A 15,308-nucleotide genomic window follows, 5' to 3' on the forward strand; every position below is an offset into this window, starting at 1 on the left:
GGCTCAGGCCGCGTGCATCTTGCGGTGGCCGACGAGCACGACGCCGTCGACCACCTTGACGTCGTACGCCGGAACGGAGATGTGGGCGTCCTCGAGGCACTGGCCACTGCGCAGGTCGAAGGCGTGGCGGTGCGAGGGGGACGCGACGAACGGGACGTCGCCTCGGGTCCCCACGATCCCGCGCGCGATGACCGAGGCCTTCGCGAACGGGTCGTGGTTGCCGAGGGCGTAGACGTGGTCGTCCTGCGTCCGGAAGATCGCGATCGCCTGGCCGTGCACCAGCGCCGTGACGCCGCGCTCGACCTCGAGCTCGGCCACCCGGCAGACCGGCTGCCACTCCTCTGCGTAAGGGGAGCGAGGTGTCATCGCGACCTCCTTTCGTGTCTCGGAACCTAGGTCGTGCGTGTGTGCCCCCTGTTTCGCCGTGTAACAGCCGTGAAAACGATCGCCGGCGCCCCGTCGCCGCGGCCGACCCTTGCCTCGGGTGACCCGCGTCACCTACTGTGTGGTCATACGTGATTGACACACGCACATATGTGCATCAGGAGGAACGATGACCGACGCGCCGATGGCCACGGCGGAGGCCGCCCGCCACGCCCTGCACACGATGTGGAGCATCCGCCGCTTCGAGGAGGCCGTGGACGACCTCTTCGCTCGCGGACTCATGCACGGCACCATGCACCTGTCCATCGGTCAGGAGGCCTCGGCGACCGGCGTCTGCATGGCGCTGCGCCCGGACGACGCCATCACCTCGACCCACCGCGGTCACGGGCACTGCATCGGCAAGGGCGCCGACCTGACCCGGATGATGGCCGAGCTGCTCGCGAAGGAGACCGGCTACTGCCGCGGGCGCGGCGGCTCGATGCACATCGCCGACGTGGCGACCGGCAACCTCGGCGCCAACGGCATCGTCGCCGGCGGCATCCCGATCGCGACCGGCGCGGCCCTCGCCTACCGGATGCGCGGCGAGGACCGGGTGGTCGCCTGTTTCTTCGGCGACGGGGCCACCAACGAGGGCGCCTTCCACGAGGCGGTCAACCTCGCCGCCATCTGGAAGCTCCCGGTCGTCTTCGTCTGCGAGAACAACAAGTACGGCATGTCGTTCTCCACCGAGAAGTCGATGGCCGTCGAGAACATCGCCGACCGCGCGGCCGCCTACGGGATCCCCGGCGTCACGGTCGACGGCAACGACGTCTCGGCCGTCTACGAGGCCACCCGTACGGCGGTCGACCGGGCGCGCGCCGGCGAGGGGCCCACGCTGGTGGAGAACCTCACCTACCGGTGGAAGGGCCACAGCAAGTCCGACAAGAACCTCTACCGCACCAAGGAGGAGATCTCGGAGTGGCGAGCCCTGGACCCGATCCTCCGCTTCGAGCACGACCTCAAGGAGTCGGGACTGCTGTCCGAGGAGGACATCCAGGGCATCCGGACCCAGGCGATGGAGGAGATGCGCGACGCGGTCCGCACCGCCAACTCCGCCCCTGACGCCGACCCCTCGGACCTCCTCGACGCGGTCTTCGCGCCCGTCTGACCAGCCCATCCCCCAGGAGCCCCCATGACCAGCACCCAGACGACCAGCGCGCCCACCGACACCGGCCGCGAGATCACCTACTCCGAAGCCATCCGTGAGGCCATCGGTCAGGCCATGGAGGCCGACGAGCGGGTCTTCATGCTCGGTGAGGACATCGGCATCTACGGCGGCGCCTTCGGCGTCAGCGGCGACCTCTACCACCGCTTCGGCGCCGAGCGGATCCGGGACACCCCGATCTCCGAGCTCGGCATCGTCGGCGCGGCGGTCGGCGCGGCCTTGGCCGGGATGCGGCCCATCGTGGAGATCCAGTTCTCCGACTTCACCAACCAGGCGATGGACCAGATCGTCAACCAGGCCGCCAAGATCCACTTCATGCTCGGTGGCGCCGCCACCGTGCCGATGGTACTGCGGGCCCCCCTGGGCTCCGGCACCGGCGCGGCCGCGCAGCACTCGCAGAGCCTCGAGGCGTGGTTCGCGCACGTGCCGGGCCTCAAGGTCGTCATGCCGTCCTCGGCGGCGGACGCGAAGGGCCTGCTGCTGTCGGCCATCGACGACCCCAACCCGGTCATCGTCCTGGAGCACAAGCTCCTCTACCGCACCTCCGGTCCCGTCCCCGAGGAGGCCGTGCGCGTCCCCCTCGGGAAGACGAACGTCGTCCGCCGTGGCAGCGACCTCACCATCGTCGCCACCGGCGTCATGGTGTCGCGCTCGCTCGAGGCCGCCGGCATCCTCGCCGACGAGGGCGTCGACGTCTCCGTCATCGACCCCCGCACCCTGAGCCCTCTCGACGACGCGCCGATCCTCGAGGACGTCGGCCGCACGGGCCGGGTGCTGCTGGTCCAGGAGGCCCCGGGGCACGGCGGGTTCACGGCCGAGATCGCCGCGCGGATCACCGAGTCCCCCACCATCTACCGGCTGCTCGCACCGGTGAAGCGGCTCAGCGGCCTCAACGCGCCCATCCCCTACGCGCCTCAGCTCGAGACGGCCTCGGTCCCGCAGGTCGCCGACATCGTCGACCAGGCGCTCACGATCATGAAGGAGTCGTGATGACGCGCCTCGCCATCAGGATGCCCAAGATGTCCATGACGATGACCGAGGGCGAGGTCTCGGAGTGGATGGTCGAGGTCGGCGCCGAGGTCGCCGAGGGCGACGTCGTCTGTGAGGTCATGACCGACAAGGTCGACATGGAGGTCGAGAGCACCGTCAGCGGGCGCCTGGTCGAGATCGTGGTCGCCTCCGGCGTCGCGAACGTCGGCGACCCGATCGGGTGGGTCGAGGGCGAGGACACCGGCGGCGGATTCGGCGACCTGCTGATGGCGCCGGAGCCCGACGCCGCGGCCGTCGAGACCACCACGGAGGACGTGCCCGCCACCGAGGCTCCTCGCACCGTGCTGGAGACCGAGGACGCCCCCGCACCCGACCCGGCTGCGGCGCCCGCAGCGCCCGATCCGGCCCCGTCCGGACCGCCCGCGGCCGTCCCCCGCGCCCGCGGCCTCGCCGCCGAGCGCGGCATCGACCTGGCCGACGTGGTCGGCAGCGGCCCGGACGGGCTGATCCGCGTCGCCGACGTGGAGGCGCTGGCCCAGCCCGTCGCTGCCCCGCCGGCGCCGCCGGCGGCCGCACCGCCGGCCGCACCGCCGACCGCGGCACCGGCCACACCGGCCACGCCGGCCACACCGGCCAGGGCGGCTCAGCCGCAGGCCCGCCCCGCCGGTGACCGCAAGACAGCCATCCGCGGTGCCGTCGCCCGCAAGATGACGCCCAGCGCCGCGATCCCGCAGTTCACGGTCTGGCGCACGATCGAGCTCGACGCCGTCGACGGGCTGCGCCAGGGGGTCTCCTGGACCACCGTGCTGCTGCGGGCGTACGCCGCGGCCCTGCGCGAGGTGCCGGACCTGCTGTGCCGCTGGGAGGACGACCGCGCCACGGAGAGCGGGCCGCCGAGCATCGCGCTCGCCGTGGCGACCGACCGCGGGCTGCTGGTGCCGACGTTCCTGGAGCCCGACCTCGGCAGCGCGGCGGACCTCGACGCCGAGATCCGCACCGTGGTCCGCTCCGCGCACGCCGGCAAGCTGGACCCGGCCTACATGGGCGTCGCCAACGGCTCGCTGTCCAACCTGGGCGGTCTCGGCGTCGACCGCTTCCAGGCGCTGCTGACCCCGCCCCAGGCCAGCGTGCTGTCCCTCGGCAGCATCCGGCAGCGGCCGGTCGCGGTCCCCGGCGGCGTCGGCCTCGCCCTCACCGTGGAGGCCGGCCTGACCGTCGACCACCGGGTGGCCGACGGCGCCCACGCGGCGGAGCTCCTGCAGCGCCTCGCCGCGCGGCTGAGCGGGGCCCTCTAGCCCCACCGCTCACGCACCGCGCCGGCGCCGCGGGACCTGCGGGTCCCGCGGCGCCGACGTGCGCTCCCACCCGAACCCGGTCAACCCCTTGACGTGACGCACGTTACAGGCGACAGTCCTGCCTACCAGATGTGATCACGAGATTCACAAAGGTGACGATGGCTGCCCCCCGAGACCCCAGCACGCTCATGCGCGCCGCGTACCTCTACTACGTCGAGGACAAGTCGCAGGCGGCGATCGCCGAGGAGCTCGGCACCAGCCGGTCCAACGTGTCGCGGATGCTGGACGAGGCCAAGCGGCAGGGCATCGTCGAGATCCGGCTCAACGACCCCTCGGGCCGGCACCGCCAGCTCGAGGAGCAGCTGGCGACGCACTTCGGGCTCACCGAGGCACGGGTGGCCCCCCGGGGTGCACGCACCGGCGCCAGCGCCGAGGACCGGGTGGGGGGCCTGGCCGCGGGACTGCTCCTGGAGAGCCTCAAGGAGCCGATGACCGTGGCCCTGTCCTGGGGCAGCGCCCTGCAGTCGATGGTCTTCGCCGTCACGACCGACTCCGACCATGACGTGACGGTCGTGCAGCTCCTCGGCGGCGTCTCGGCGGTCAACAACGACATCAGCGGGCAGGAGCTGGTGCGCGAGCTCGCGGTGCGGCTGGGCGCGTCGTACCGCCTGCTCCACGCCCCCGCGACGCTCGAGTCCGCCCAGGCCGCCCGGTCGCTGCTCGAGGAGTCGTCGGTGCGCGCGGCCCTCGCCCTGGCCCGCAGCGCGGACCTCGCCTTCGTCGGCGTCGGCGACCCCACCCACGGGTCGTCGGCGGCCGTGCTCGAGTCGCTGCGCCTCGACCAGGAGGAGAGCCGGGACTTCTGGGCGCGCGGCCCCGTGGGCGACCTCGCCGGTCGCTACGTCACGGCGAGCGGCGAGCCCGTCGGCGGCCCGGTCGAGGACCGGGTCGTCGGCGTCAGCCTGGCCGACCTCAACCGCATCCCCGTGGTCTACGGCGTCGCGGTCGGCCGCTCCAAGACGACCGCCGTCCTGGGTGCCCTGCGGGGCCACCACGTCGACGGCCTGGTCGTCGACGAGGCCCTCGCCCGCAGCCTGCTCAGCCACTGACCCGCACGCCCCCCACCGAAGGAGCACCACCGTGAAGAAGGTCCTCGTCATCTGCGGCACCGGCGTCGCCACGTCGACCATGGTCGCCAGCAGCATCAAGGAGCACTGTGCCGCGCAGGGCATCGACGTGCAGGTCACCCAGGGCAAGGTCATGGACCTGCTCGGCTCCACCCCCGACGTCGACGTCATCGTCGCCACGACCGCGGTCCCCGACGGCATCACCGTCCCGGTCGTCCCCGGTCTGCCGTTCCTGACCGGGATGGGCAGGGACCAGGCCCTGGCCGACGTCGTCTCCCACCTGCAGTGACCGGACCCCCCCTCCCCCGCCCGCGCTCCGCACCGACCCCGCCGCCCCGACCTCACAGAAGGTGATCCCATGGAAGCCGTCAGCGCCTACATCAACGACCTCGGAGCCGCGGTCGTGCTCCCGGTCCTCATCGCGGTCTTCGCGATGGCCCTCGGGCAGAACTTCTCCCGCTCGGTCCGCTCCGGCGTGCTCATCGGGGTCGGCTTCGTCGGCATCAACCTGGTCATCGGCCTGCTCGGCAACTCGATCAGCCCGGTCGCGCAGGCCCTGGCCGGCCGCCTCAACGTGGACCTCGACATCATCGACGTCGGCTGGCCCTCCAGCGCCGCGATCGCGTTCGGCTCCCAGGTGGGCGCGGTGATCATCCCCTTCTGCCTGGCGCTCAACGTCGTCCTGCTGCTCTGCGGGCTGACCCGCACCTTCGACATCGACCTGTGGAACTACTGGCACTTCGCGCTGGGCGGCGCACTCGTCGCCGTCGTCATGGACAGCTTCTGGTGGGGCCTGTTCGCCGCCGGCGTCGCCATGATCGCCGTCCTCGCCCTGGCCGACCTGGCCGCGCCGATGATCCAGAAGTACTTCGGCTTCCCCGACATCTCCTTCCCGCACGGCACCTCGGCGCCGTACGCCCTGCTGGCGATCCCGCTCAACCGGCTGATGGACAAGATCCCCGGCCTCAACAAGATCGAGGCCGACCCGGTCGCGATCCAGCGGCGCTTCGGCATCTTCGGCGAGACCCTCTTCGTGGGCCTGGTCATCGGGCTGCTGCTGGGCATCGCCGGCTTCGGGTTCGACGACCCCCGCGAGGACTCGATCGGCATCCTGACGCTCGGCATCACCGTGGCCGCGGTGATGGTCATCCTGCCGCGCATGGTCGCCATCCTGATGGAGGGTCTCGTGCCCGTCTCGGAGGCCGCGCGCGACTTCATGGCCAAGCGCTTCCCGGGCCGCAAGTACTACATCGGCCTCGACTCCGCCATCGCCGTCGGCCAGCCCGCCGTGATCGCCACCTCGCTCATCCTGGTGCCCGTCACCCTGCTCGTCGCCATCGCACTGGCTCCCTTGGGCAACCGGGTGCTGCCGCTGGTCGACCTGGCCACGATCCCGTTCATCGTGGCGGTCATGGTGCCGATCTTCCGCGGCAACATCGTGCGCTCGGTCATCGGTGGCGCGATCGCCATCGGTGGCGGGCTGTTCATCGCCACGGCCCTCGCACCCACCTTCACCTCGGTGGCCCTGGCCTCGGGCTTCGAGAACTCCACCGGCTCCAACACCATCTCCTCCCTCGTCGACGGCGCCAACCCCCTCACGGGGGCCCTGGTCGCCTTGAGCGAGCTCGGCCCCGTCGGTCCCGTGGCCGGCCTCGTGATCGCGCTGGCCTTCGCGCTGTTCGTGCGCCGGATCGTCCTCAAGCGCGACGAGGCCGAGGCCCAGGCGCAGAGCGCCGCTCCGGTGGGCCCGTGACCGACGCCCCCCAGCCGGTCCTCGAGGCGTCGCTCTGCTTCGTGGGGTCCTCCGCCGCCGGCATCCGCGACGCCAGCTCGGCGCTGCGGCTGCTGGGGCGGGCGGCCACCGAGCAGGGCTTCGCCGCCCCGACGTACGTCGACGCCCTGCTGGCACGGGAGGCGGCGTACCCGACCGGCCTGCCGCTGCCCGTGCCGGTGGCCATCCCGCACGCGGACGCGACCCACGTGCGGGTCCCGGCCCTCGCGGCGCTGGTGCCGCCCGCACCGCTCACGTTCGGCGAGATGGGCAGCAGGGACCGCACGGTCCAGGCGGAGCTGGTGCTGCTTCTGCTGGTCGACGACCCCGGGCAGCAGGTCGGCCTGCTGGGCCGGCTGATCACGGCGCTGCAGCGCCCGGACCTGCGCGAGCGCCTGCTGGCGGACCTCGACACCCCAGCGGCGCTGGCCGCACGCTTCGCGACGCTGCTGGAGTCGTGACGGCGCACGCACCGGCCGCACCCGAGCGCACGCCGTAAATCATCGCTCTGGCGGAATTAGACCCCCTCGGGGGCTTGACGTGACCTGCTTCACACTCCTATACATGTCGTGACCATATGTGACGAACCATACGCACAAAGGTGACGACCGTGCCGAATCCCCGCGACCCAGCGATGCTGCTGGCTGCCGCGCGCCTGTACTACCTGGCGGGCAAGTCGCAGGCGCAGGTCGCCGACGAGCTGGGCACGAGCCGGTCCAACGTGTCCCGCATGCTCTCGGAGGCGCTGAGCCAGGGCATCGTCGAGATCCGGATCAACGACCCGGCGGGCCGCGTGCACGAGCTCGAGGACGAGCTGCAGCGGGCCTTCGGGCTGCGCGACGTCCGGGTGGCCTCCGCCAGCCTCGGCCCCGCCGCGCGGATCGAGGAGCAGATCGGCACCCAGGCGGCCCGGCTGCTGCTCGACAACCTCAAGGACTCGGTGCGGGTCGCGCTGTCGTGGGGCCACGCGCTGCAGTCGATGGTCTACGCCACGACCAGCGACCAGGAGTTCCACCGGCTCTCGCTGGTACAGCTGGTCGGCGGCCTGTCGTCGGTGCGCAACGAGATCAGCGGCCAGGAGCTGGTGCGTGAGCTCGCCGTCCGCCTGGGGGCGGAGTACCGCTTCCTGCACGCCCCCGCGACCCTCGAGACCCGAGCCTCGCGGGACGCGCTCACCCGCGAGCCCTCGATCGCGGAGGCGCTGGTCGAGGCGGGGCGCGCCGACATCGCGTTCGTCGGGATCGGCACGCCCTCGCACGGCTCGTCGTCGGCCATCTTGGACTCGCTGAGCCTCAGCGAGTCCGACCGTCGCGCGTTCTGGGACGCCGGGCCGGTCGGCGACGTCGCGGCCCGCTACTTCACCGCCGACGGGACTCCCGTGCGGGGCGCGGTCGACGACCGCATCCTCGGGCTCCCTCTGGAGGATCTCGTCGCCATCCCCCAGGTCGTCGGGGTGGCCTACGGGCGCGCGAAGACGCCCGGCGTCCTGGGCGCCCTGCGCGGGCACATCATCGACTCCCTCGTCTGCGACGAGACCCTCGCCCGCAGCATCCTCAGCGAGGTGCGCGGCGGGTCCGCCACCGGCTCTACCGACAGGAAGAACTCATGACCTCCACCGCTCTCTGGCTGTTCGTGGCCGTCGTCGCCGGCTGGCTGGTCCAGCTCTACTTCACCTACCAGCAGTCCATGGCGTTCAACCGGCGCGTGCGCGAGCTGCGCAAGTCGGGCACCGTCACCGTCGGCGTCGCCGGCAAGCGCTACCGCGGCGGACGGGCGTTCGTCGCCCTCGCCGTCGACGACCACCAGATCGTGCGCGACGCCATCTCGCTGCGCGGCTTCACCACCTTCGCCCGCGCCCGACCGGCGCCGGCGCTCTTCGACGTCAAGGTCAGCCACATCCTGGGCGACCGCGACTTCCCCCAGCTCACCCGTCAGGAGCGCGAGGCCGCACGCACGGCCGTCTCGCTGCTGCGCCAAGGGGTGGACACGATCGACCGGGCGCCCGTGTAGCAGCACACCGCTCGCCGATCCGGGGTGGAGCCCAGACAGACGAGCGGTGCAGAAAATCGAGCGGGTCCGCCCGTGGAACAACCATCGATGCCAGGCAAGCATCACCGATCAGGCCTTCACGTGAGGGTCGACTCGACAGGAGCAATCATGCCATTCACCCATCTGGCGGCGAACCTCTCCGCCGCCGAGACCACGGTCGACGAACCGGGGGGTGTGTTCGGCGCCCTCGCCGACGCCGCCGACTGGTTCATCGGCCTCTTCGAAGCCGGCGGCGAGGTGTTCCTCGGGCTCGTCACCGGCATCATCCCCACCCTGATCGTGCTGCTCACCGCGGTCAACGCGCTGATCCGCTGGATCGGGCCGGAGCGGATCGACAAGCTCGGCGAGTACGCCGCGCGGCCGGGCATCCAGTGGTACCCCGTGCGGTACCTGCTCTTCCCCGTCGTGTCGGTCTTCTTCCTGACCAACCCGATGGCCTACACGATGGGGCGGTTCCTGCCGGAGCGCTACAAGCCGGCGTTCTACGACTCGGCCGTGAGCTTCGTGCACCCGATCACCGGGCTCTTCCCGCACGCCAACGCGGGTGAGCTGTTCGTGTACTTCGGGATCGCGGCCGGCATCACCCAGCTCGGCCTGGGCACCAGCGACCTGGCCGTGCGCTACCTGCTCGTGGGCATGCTCGTGATCCTGATCCGCGGCATCGTCACCGAGATCATCACGGCGCGCATGCTGGCCCGTCGCACGACCACCGAGGAGGTCGCAGCATGACCACGACCACCACGAGCACCCCCGGTGGCGGGGGCATGAACGGCCTCAACAAGGCGCTCGTCGGCGTCGGCAAGTCCGTCGGCGGCATCGTCGGCGTCCTCTACCAGGCCGGCCGCGACACGATCGACACCGTCATCCGCAACATCCTGCCGTTCATGGCGTTCGTCGCCGTGCTGATCGGCATCATCAACGAGTCGGGACTCGGCGACAAGCTGGCCCACCTCGTGGAGCCGCTCGCCGGCAACCTGATCGGGCTGCTCGCGATCAGCATCTTCTGCTCGATCCCGATCCTGTCCCCGGTGCTCGGCCCCGGCGCCGTCATCGCGCAGGTCGTCGGCGTCATCCTCGGCACCCGGATCGGCGAGGGCGACATCCCGCCCCAGTACGCGCTGCCGGCGCTGTTCGCGATCGACCCCCAGGTCGGCTGCGACTTCATCCCGGTCGGGCTCGCACTCGGGGAGGCAGAGGCGGAGACAGTCGAGGTCGGCGTGCCGGCCGTGCTGATCTCGCGGCTCATCACCGGTCCGCTGTCCGTGGTCATCGCCTACCTGGCGAGCTTCGGGCTCTACTCGACGGACTGAACGACCCGCGCCGGGTGGGTGGATCCCCCCCCCCCCCCCCCCCCCCCCCGGCGCGACCCCTCCGGCCGATCTCCGGCCATCGCCAACGACGCCGACCTCGGGTCGGCAGCTAGGAGCACCACCATGAGCGACTACAAGCCGGTCCAGGTCACCAAGGGACGTGGCGGCTGGGGCGGACCCCTCACCATCTGCCCCACCTCCGAGCGCCCGCTGATCGCCTCCATCACCGGAGGCGGGATCCACCCCGTCGCGCAGAAGATCGCCGACCTCACGGGCGGCGAGGCCTTCGACGGGTTCAAGAGCTCGGCGCCGTTCGACAAGATCGCCGTCGCCGTCATCGACTGCGGCGGCACGGCCCGCGTCGGCGTGTACCCCATGAAGAAGGTCAAGACCGTCGACGTGCACGCGACCAGCCCCGCGGGCCCCCTCGCGCAGTTCATCACCGAGGACCTGTTCGTGTCCGGCGTGAAGCTCGAGGACGTGTCCGAGGGATGAGCGGCGCGGAGAGCCCGACGAGCACCGCCACGGTCTACCAGTCGACCGTCACCCAGGTCGGCGACCAGGTGGAGGCCTTCCTCTCGCACGGGCTGCTGATCCTCTTCGCGGCGGGCTCGCCCGCCGAGCTCCACGACATCTCCGTCCTCCACGAGGCCGACGTCGCCGACGACGGCCCGCGCCCCGGCGACACGGTCCAGGTCGGCGACACCTCGTTCGAGGTGCTCGCGGTCGGCGACGTCGTCCGGGACAACCTCCTCAACCTGGGCCACCTGGACCTCAAGGCCGACGGCCGCACCGAGCCCAAGCTGCCCGGAGACGTCTGCGTCCGCAAGGGCGACCTGCCGCTGCTCGCGGTGGGCGACACCTTCCGGATCAGCCGCTCCCCCGACACCCAGAAAGCAGTGACCCCATGAGCTACCGAGACCGGCTCCAGCACAGGCTCGACGAGACCGGACGCCCCCTGCGCGTCGGCCTCGTGGGAGCCGGACAGATGGGCCGCGGGCTCGCCGCCCAGCTGCTCCGCATGCCGGGCATCTCCCTGTCCGCCGTGCTCGACGTCCAGCTCGACCGTGCACAGGAGGCCCTGACCCAGGCCGGCATCCAGGCCGTGGACGTCGCCGGCCCGCAGGAGGCCGCCGCGGCGGTCGAGGCCGGCCACAGCGTGGCCCTCGAGCGGATCGAGGACCTCGCCGGGCTCCCGCTCGACATCGTCGTGGAGGCCACGGGAGTCCCGGAGGTCGCCGTCCGCGTCGCCGTCGCCGCCCTCTCGGCCGGCATCTCGGTCGCGACGCTGACCGTCGAGGCCGACGTGACCATCGGGCGCTACATGGCCCGCCTGGCGCAGGAGTCGGGCGCGGTCTACTCCGTGTGCCGCGGCGACGAGCCCGTCGAGACCAAGATCCTGGTCGACTACGCCCGCGACCTGAACTTCGAGGTGATCTGCGCGGGCAAGGGGAAGAACAACCCGCTCGACCCCTACGCGACTCCCGAGTCCCTCGCCGAGCGGGCCGCGGGCAAGCAGATGAACCCCAAGATGCTGACCAGCTTCGTCGATGGGTCCAAGGCCATGATCGAGATGGCCTCCCTGGCCAACACGACCGGGCTCGAGGTGAGCACGCCGGGGATGCACGGCCCCGCCTCGACGGTCGAGACGCTGCACGAGACGTTCGCGTTGAAGGAGGACGGCGGCATCCTGGACCGGCCCGGCGTGGTGGACTACTGCACCGGCCCGGTGGCCCCCGGGGTCTTCGTGGTGATCCGCACCGAGGACCCGTACGTGCACCACGAGATGACCTACCTCCAGATGGGCGACGGGCCCTACTTCGCCTTGTACCGGCCCTACCACCTTGCCAGCATCGAGGCGCCGCTCACGGTCTACGAGATGGCCCTGGACAAGCGGCCCAGCCTCATCTCGGAGCACTGGACGGCCGAGGTCGGCGCGCAGACGAAGCGGCCCATGAAGGCCGGGGAGCGGATCGACGGCATCGGTGGCTCGACCGTGCGCGGCCACATCGAGTCGTCGTCGGGCTTCGCAGCGGCGGGCCGCGTCCCACTCGGCGTCCTGGCCGGGGCCACCCTGGTCCGCGACGTCCCGGTCGACCACACGCTCACCTACGACGACGTGCAGGTCGACGAGTCGCTGCTGATCGTGCGGATGCGCCGGATCCAGGAGTCGATGGACGACGCCGGGGCCGACGTCCCGGACCTGGCGGCCCTCCGCTCGGCTCTGGTCGCCTGAGCGCGGTCCGACATGCTCGACGGTCCGCGGGGACGGCTAGGCTCGGAGGGTGGCCACGCCCCTCTCCGACCCAGCCTCCCCGCGGGCCGCGCTGGTGATGCTGGCGGCCGGGGAGGGCCGCCGTACCGGCCACCACACCAACAAGGTGCTGTTGCCGCTGGCCGGCAGGCGGGTCTTCACCTGGTCGCTCGACTGGGCCCGGCGGCTGCCGTCGGTCACCCGGACGCTGCTGGTCATCCGGGAGCAGGACCGCGAGCAGGTGCTGGCCACGGTCGACCGCGAGGTCGAGCCGCCGGACGTCACGGTCGTCACGGGTGGCGACAGCCGCCACGGCTCCGAGTGGGAGGCCCTGCAGAGCCTCGCCCCCGCCATCGAGAGCGGTGAGGTCGACGTGGTCGTGATCCATGACGCCGCCCGGCCCCTGGCCGGGACGGCGCTCTTCGCCGCCGTCATCGCGGCGGCGGCGGAGCACGGCGGCGCCATCCCGGTCCGGGACCAGGGCCACCTCACCTCCCTCGACGGCGCCGAGTCGGCGCCGGACCGGGTCGTGGCCGTGCAGACTCCGCAGGCCTTCGCCGCGCGGCCGCTCCTGGCCGCCTACCGCCAGGCCGCGGCGGACGGCTTCGTCGGGACCGACACCGCGAGCTGCATGGAGCGCTACACCGACGTCCCCGTCCGCTGCGTGCCCGGCGACGCGGGCAACATCAAGATCACCTTCCCCGAGGACCTGTTCCTGGCGGAGCGGCTGCTCGCCAAGGCGTCGTGGGACCTGTCCGGCGGCCTCGAGCGCGCGCCCGCGCCGGCGCGGGGCCGCCGGCACCTGGGCGACCTGTGGCACACCGGGGAGCTCGCATGAGCGTCGAGCACGCGGACCTGCGCTGCGACAGCTGCGAGACCGTCACCGACCACGAGTTCCACTACGCCGGCCGACTGCTGGAGTCGGTGCGCTGCACCCGCTGCGGCAGCCACCTCGAGCTCTCGCACCGGGCGCTGCTGCCGGCCTACGCCCTCGACCTCGAGCATCGCCTCACGAGCAAGCCGCGCCGGATGTGGCACCGCGCGGCCCGCAACCCGCGCGGCTTCCTGGTCGGGCTGCCGGCGGCGGTGCTGCGGCAGCCGGCCAAGTTCCTGCACGAGCTGCGCGAGCTCATCCGTCGCTGAGGGGGGCGTGGTCCTCGGCGCGCACCTGCCGGCGCAGCTCGTCGACGCACTCCAGCAGGTTGACCGCCGAGGTGTCGTCGACCCGGCGCGCCAGCGAGGGCCCCTTGACCAAGGAGACCTCGCCCCGCGCGCGCATCCAGGTGACCAGCTCGCCGAAGTCGCCGAGCGGCGGCGGACCGTCGGCGGACTCGACCACCCCCCGGGCCACGACCGCCGGCGCGATCAGGCCGGCCAGCCCCTCCCGGTCGATGGTGCCCTGGATCCGGTCCTCGACGACGGTCTTGACCGTGTCGGTGACCGGCCGGAACGCCACCGCGGAGATCCCGGTGCGCTCGGCCTCGTCGGCGACCGAGGCCAGGAAGCCGGGCGAGGCAAGCGGGCAAAGCGGGTCATGGACGAGCAGACCGGTGGGCGCCGCGACCACCTCGGTCCACCACTCGTCCACCTCGAGGACACGGGCCATCGGGGCCGCGCGGGCGACCTCACGGCGTACCTGCTCGCGCTGGTGCGGCTCGACGAGCACCGAGATGGCGCGCGAGCCGAGCTCCACGAGGGCACGCACCGCATGGACGTGCAGCGGCCGCCGGTGCAGGAGCGCGAACGGGACGTCCCCCCGGCCGACCAACGGCAGCACCGCGTGGTCGGGGCGGGCGACGGGCGTACTCATGGCGCCCCCACCGTAGGCGGTGGCCGAGTCGCGGTCACGAGCCGGTCAGGCGCGAGTGGGCCGGGTGAGGGCCTCGAGCTCGGCGACGTCGGCCACCGACCGGACTCGCCGGGCCGTGGCCGGCGCCGGCACCGTCACCACCTCGAAGTCGCGACGCAGCCACGTCACCAGGGCCTCGAAGTCCGCAGCCGGCGGCTCCTCGATGGCCCGCACCACGGAGGCGGGGAGCACCACGGGCGAGGCGACCACCTCGGCGCCGTCCGCGCCGGGAAGCACGCCGACGACCACGCGGTCCCGCTCGACGGCGAGCCGAACGCAGGAGGCGATGAACTCCGCGGGCGTCATCGGGCACAGGCTGTCGTGGAGCACGAAGGGCTCCTCGGCGTCGACGACGCCGGCCCACTCGGTCCCGAGGTCCACGGGCGTGACCCCGGCCTCGCCCAGCGCCCACACGGCACAGGTCACCAGCGCCTCACCGTGGATCAGCGCGAACGGCAGCGAGCCGCGGTCCTGCTCGATGATCGCGCCGAGCGCGGTGAGGTCGTCGTCCACGTGGCCCAAGGTACGTCGAAGGCCCCCGGCGGGTGCCGGGGGCCTTCGAAGAGCTCAGCTCAGGAGGCGAGGACCTCGTCGAGGATGGCCTCGGCCTTGTCCTCGTTGGTGTGCTCGGCCAGGGCCAGCTCGGAGACCAGGATCTGGCGCGCCTTGGCGAGCATCCGCTTCTCGCCCGCGGACAGGCCGCGGTCGCGCTCGCGGCGCCACAGGTCCCGCACGACCTCGGCAACCTTCATGACGTCGCCGCTGTGCAGCTTCTCCAGGTTGGCCTTGTAGCGGCGCGACCAGTTGGTCGGCTCCTCCACATGGGCAGCACGCAGGACATCGAAGACGCGGTCGAGCCCCGCCTTGTCCACGACGTCACGGACGCCGACCAGGTCCAGGTTGCACGCAGGCACGCGCACGACCAGATCCTGCTGGGCGACGATCCGGAGAACGAGGTACTCACGATCCTCGCCCTTGATGGTCCGCATCTCGATGTCCTCGATGACTGCAGCCCCGTGATTTGGGTAAACAACCGTTTCGCCGACGGTGAAAGTCATATGTGATGAACCCCTTC

Annotated in this window: 20 protein-coding genes; 16 read left to right on the forward strand and 4 right to left on the reverse strand. The window is 71.9% G+C overall.

The window, feature by feature from the left end; genetic code table 11:
- Positions 1-3: 3 nt before the first annotated feature.
- Positions 4-366: a nitrite reductase small subunit NirD gene (gene nirD / locus LQ940_RS17715; protein WP_231244223.1), complete on the reverse strand. Its 363-nt coding sequence runs from the start codon at positions 364-366 to the stop codon at positions 4-6.
- Between the two features lie 187 nt (positions 367-553).
- Between nirD and LQ940_RS17720 the strand changes: the two genes are divergently transcribed.
- The 16 genes from LQ940_RS17720 to LQ940_RS17795 all read left to right on the forward strand — a co-directional run bounded on the left by LQ940_RS17720 (position 554) and on the right by LQ940_RS17795 (position 13,527).
- Positions 554-1,531 carry a thiamine pyrophosphate-dependent dehydrogenase E1 component subunit alpha gene (locus LQ940_RS17720; RefSeq protein ID WP_231244224.1) on the forward strand — a complete coding sequence of 326 codons (978 nt, stop codon included), beginning with the start codon at positions 554-556 and terminating at the stop codon, positions 1,529-1,531.
- 24 nt (positions 1,532-1,555) lie between these two features.
- Positions 1,556-2,578: an alpha-ketoacid dehydrogenase subunit beta gene (locus LQ940_RS17725; protein WP_231244225.1), complete on the forward strand. Its 1,023-nt coding sequence runs from the start codon at positions 1,556-1,558 to the stop codon at positions 2,576-2,578.
- The gene (locus LQ940_RS17730) at positions 2,578-3,873 is read left to right on the forward strand and encodes a dihydrolipoamide acetyltransferase family protein (RefSeq protein WP_231244227.1); all 1,296 of its coding nucleotides are present in this window, start codon (positions 2,578-2,580) and stop codon (positions 3,871-3,873) included. Before LQ940_RS17725 ends, LQ940_RS17730 begins: the two co-directional genes overlap by 1 nt.
- 158 nt (positions 3,874-4,031) lie before the next feature.
- Positions 4,032-4,982 carry a sugar-binding transcriptional regulator gene (locus LQ940_RS17735; protein WP_231244228.1) on the forward strand — a complete coding sequence of 317 codons (951 nt, stop codon included), beginning with the start codon at positions 4,032-4,034 and terminating at the stop codon, positions 4,980-4,982.
- A 31-nt stretch (positions 4,983-5,013) separates the two neighbouring features.
- The gene (locus LQ940_RS17740; protein WP_231244229.1) at positions 5,014-5,289 is read left to right on the forward strand and encodes a PTS sugar transporter subunit IIB; all 276 of its coding nucleotides are present in this window, start codon (positions 5,014-5,016) and stop codon (positions 5,287-5,289) included.
- A gap of 69 nt (positions 5,290-5,358) precedes the next feature.
- Entirely contained in the window at positions 5,359-6,753 is a 1,395-nt protein-coding gene (locus LQ940_RS17745) for a PTS galactitol transporter subunit IIC (RefSeq protein WP_231244230.1), read from the forward strand.
- Positions 6,750-7,232: a PTS sugar transporter subunit IIA gene (locus tag LQ940_RS17750; protein WP_231244231.1), complete on the forward strand. Its 483-nt coding sequence runs from the start codon at positions 6,750-6,752 to the stop codon at positions 7,230-7,232. Before LQ940_RS17745 ends, LQ940_RS17750 begins: the two co-directional genes overlap by 4 nt.
- A 149-nt stretch (positions 7,233-7,381) precedes the next feature.
- Entirely contained in the window at positions 7,382-8,380 is a 999-nt protein-coding gene (locus tag LQ940_RS17755) for a sugar-binding transcriptional regulator (RefSeq protein ID WP_231244232.1), read from the forward strand.
- A complete protein-coding gene (locus tag LQ940_RS17760; protein ID WP_231244233.1) occupies positions 8,377-8,781 on the forward strand; it encodes a transcriptional regulator GutM in 405 nt (134 codons plus the stop codon). Before LQ940_RS17755 ends, LQ940_RS17760 begins: the two co-directional genes overlap by 4 nt.
- A gap of 147 nt (positions 8,782-8,928) precedes the next feature.
- Entirely contained in the window at positions 8,929-9,549 is a 621-nt protein-coding gene (gene srlA, locus LQ940_RS17765) for a PTS glucitol/sorbitol transporter subunit IIC (RefSeq protein ID WP_231244234.1), read from the forward strand.
- Complete coding sequence (locus LQ940_RS17770; RefSeq protein WP_269214945.1) at positions 9,546-10,130, forward strand: protein-N(pi)-phosphohistidine--sugar phosphotransferase; 585 nt, start codon at positions 9,546-9,548, stop codon at positions 10,128-10,130. Before srlA ends, LQ940_RS17770 begins: the two co-directional genes overlap by 4 nt.
- 123 nt (positions 10,131-10,253) lie before the next feature.
- Positions 10,254-10,625, forward strand: coding sequence for a hypothetical protein (locus LQ940_RS17775; RefSeq protein WP_231244235.1), 372 nt, complete (start codon positions 10,254-10,256; stop codon positions 10,623-10,625).
- A complete protein-coding gene (locus LQ940_RS17780) occupies positions 10,622-11,041 on the forward strand; it encodes a PTS glucitol/sorbitol transporter subunit IIA (protein ID WP_231244236.1) in 420 nt (139 codons plus the stop codon). The genes LQ940_RS17775 and LQ940_RS17780 overlap by 4 nt, the downstream gene beginning before the upstream one ends.
- On the forward strand, positions 11,038-12,366 hold the full coding sequence (locus tag LQ940_RS17785) for an NAD(P)H-dependent oxidoreductase (RefSeq protein ID WP_231244237.1): 1,329 nt from the start codon (positions 11,038-11,040) through the stop codon (positions 12,364-12,366). Before LQ940_RS17780 ends, LQ940_RS17785 begins: the two co-directional genes overlap by 4 nt.
- A gap of 49 nt (positions 12,367-12,415) precedes the next feature.
- Positions 12,416-13,222, forward strand: coding sequence for an IspD/TarI family cytidylyltransferase (locus LQ940_RS17790; RefSeq protein ID WP_231244238.1), 807 nt, complete (start codon positions 12,416-12,418; stop codon positions 13,220-13,222).
- Positions 13,219-13,527: a hypothetical protein gene (locus LQ940_RS17795; protein WP_231244239.1), complete on the forward strand. Its 309-nt coding sequence runs from the start codon at positions 13,219-13,221 to the stop codon at positions 13,525-13,527. The genes LQ940_RS17790 and LQ940_RS17795 overlap by 4 nt, the downstream gene beginning before the upstream one ends.
- Here LQ940_RS17795 and LQ940_RS17800 read toward each other — a convergent pair.
- The 3 genes from LQ940_RS17800 to LQ940_RS17810 are packed head-to-tail and all read right to left on the reverse strand — an operon-like array spanning position 13,514 to position 15,291.
- Positions 13,514-14,194: a 2-C-methyl-D-erythritol 4-phosphate cytidylyltransferase gene (locus LQ940_RS17800; protein ID WP_231244240.1), complete on the reverse strand. Its 681-nt coding sequence runs from the start codon at positions 14,192-14,194 to the stop codon at positions 13,514-13,516. The two genes, LQ940_RS17795 and LQ940_RS17800, sit on opposite strands and share 14 nt — an antisense overlap.
- Positions 14,195-14,239: 45 nt before the next feature.
- Positions 14,240-14,746 carry a hypothetical protein gene (locus LQ940_RS17805; RefSeq protein ID WP_231244241.1) on the reverse strand — a complete coding sequence of 169 codons (507 nt, stop codon included), beginning with the start codon at positions 14,744-14,746 and terminating at the stop codon, positions 14,240-14,242.
- A gap of 59 nt (positions 14,747-14,805) precedes the next feature.
- Positions 14,806-15,291 (reverse strand): CarD family transcriptional regulator, encoded by a 486-nt coding sequence (locus LQ940_RS17810; RefSeq protein WP_231244242.1) that lies wholly within the window; start codon positions 15,289-15,291, stop codon positions 14,806-14,808.
- Positions 15,292-15,308 lie beyond the last annotated feature (17 nt).

It is taken from the genome of Nocardioides sp. cx-173 (assembly GCF_021117365.1).
Classification (GTDB): domain Bacteria; phylum Actinomycetota; class Actinomycetes; order Propionibacteriales; family Nocardioidaceae; genus Nocardioides.

What these genes read in the sequence shown, in the direction of transcription:
- nirD (WP_231244223.1), bottom strand. Translation starts at nt 366, where the DNA reads ATGACACCTCGCTCCCCTTACGCAGAGGAGTGGCAGCCGGTCTGCCGG.
- LQ940_RS17720 (WP_231244224.1), top strand. Translation starts at nt 554, where the DNA reads ATGACCGACGCGCCGATGGCCACGGCGGAGGCCGCCCGCCACGCCCTG.
- LQ940_RS17725 (WP_231244225.1), top strand. Translation starts at nt 1,556, where the DNA reads ATGACCAGCACCCAGACGACCAGCGCGCCCACCGACACCGGCCGCGAG.
- LQ940_RS17730 (WP_231244227.1), top strand. Translation starts at nt 2,578, where the DNA reads ATGACGCGCCTCGCCATCAGGATGCCCAAGATGTCCATGACGATGACC.
- LQ940_RS17735 (WP_231244228.1), top strand. Translation starts at nt 4,032, where the DNA reads ATGGCTGCCCCCCGAGACCCCAGCACGCTCATGCGCGCCGCGTACCTC.
- LQ940_RS17745 (WP_231244230.1), top strand. Translation starts at nt 5,359, where the DNA reads ATGGAAGCCGTCAGCGCCTACATCAACGACCTCGGAGCCGCGGTCGTG.
- LQ940_RS17760 (WP_231244233.1), top strand. Translation starts at nt 8,377, where the DNA reads ATGACCTCCACCGCTCTCTGGCTGTTCGTGGCCGTCGTCGCCGGCTGG.
- srlA (WP_231244234.1), top strand. Translation starts at nt 8,929, where the DNA reads ATGCCATTCACCCATCTGGCGGCGAACCTCTCCGCCGCCGAGACCACG.
- LQ940_RS17770 (WP_269214945.1), top strand. Translation starts at nt 9,546, where the DNA reads ATGACCACGACCACCACGAGCACCCCCGGTGGCGGGGGCATGAACGGC.
- LQ940_RS17775 (WP_231244235.1), top strand. Translation starts at nt 10,254, where the DNA reads ATGAGCGACTACAAGCCGGTCCAGGTCACCAAGGGACGTGGCGGCTGG.
- LQ940_RS17780 (WP_231244236.1), top strand. Translation starts at nt 10,622, where the DNA reads ATGAGCGGCGCGGAGAGCCCGACGAGCACCGCCACGGTCTACCAGTCG.
- LQ940_RS17785 (WP_231244237.1), top strand. Translation starts at nt 11,038, where the DNA reads ATGAGCTACCGAGACCGGCTCCAGCACAGGCTCGACGAGACCGGACGC.
- LQ940_RS17795 (WP_231244239.1), top strand. Translation starts at nt 13,219, where the DNA reads ATGAGCGTCGAGCACGCGGACCTGCGCTGCGACAGCTGCGAGACCGTC.
- LQ940_RS17800 (WP_231244240.1), bottom strand. Translation starts at nt 14,194, where the DNA reads ATGAGTACGCCCGTCGCCCGCCCCGACCACGCGGTGCTGCCGTTGGTC.
- LQ940_RS17810 (WP_231244242.1), bottom strand. Translation starts at nt 15,291, where the DNA reads ATGACTTTCACCGTCGGCGAAACGGTTGTTTACCCAAATCACGGGGCT.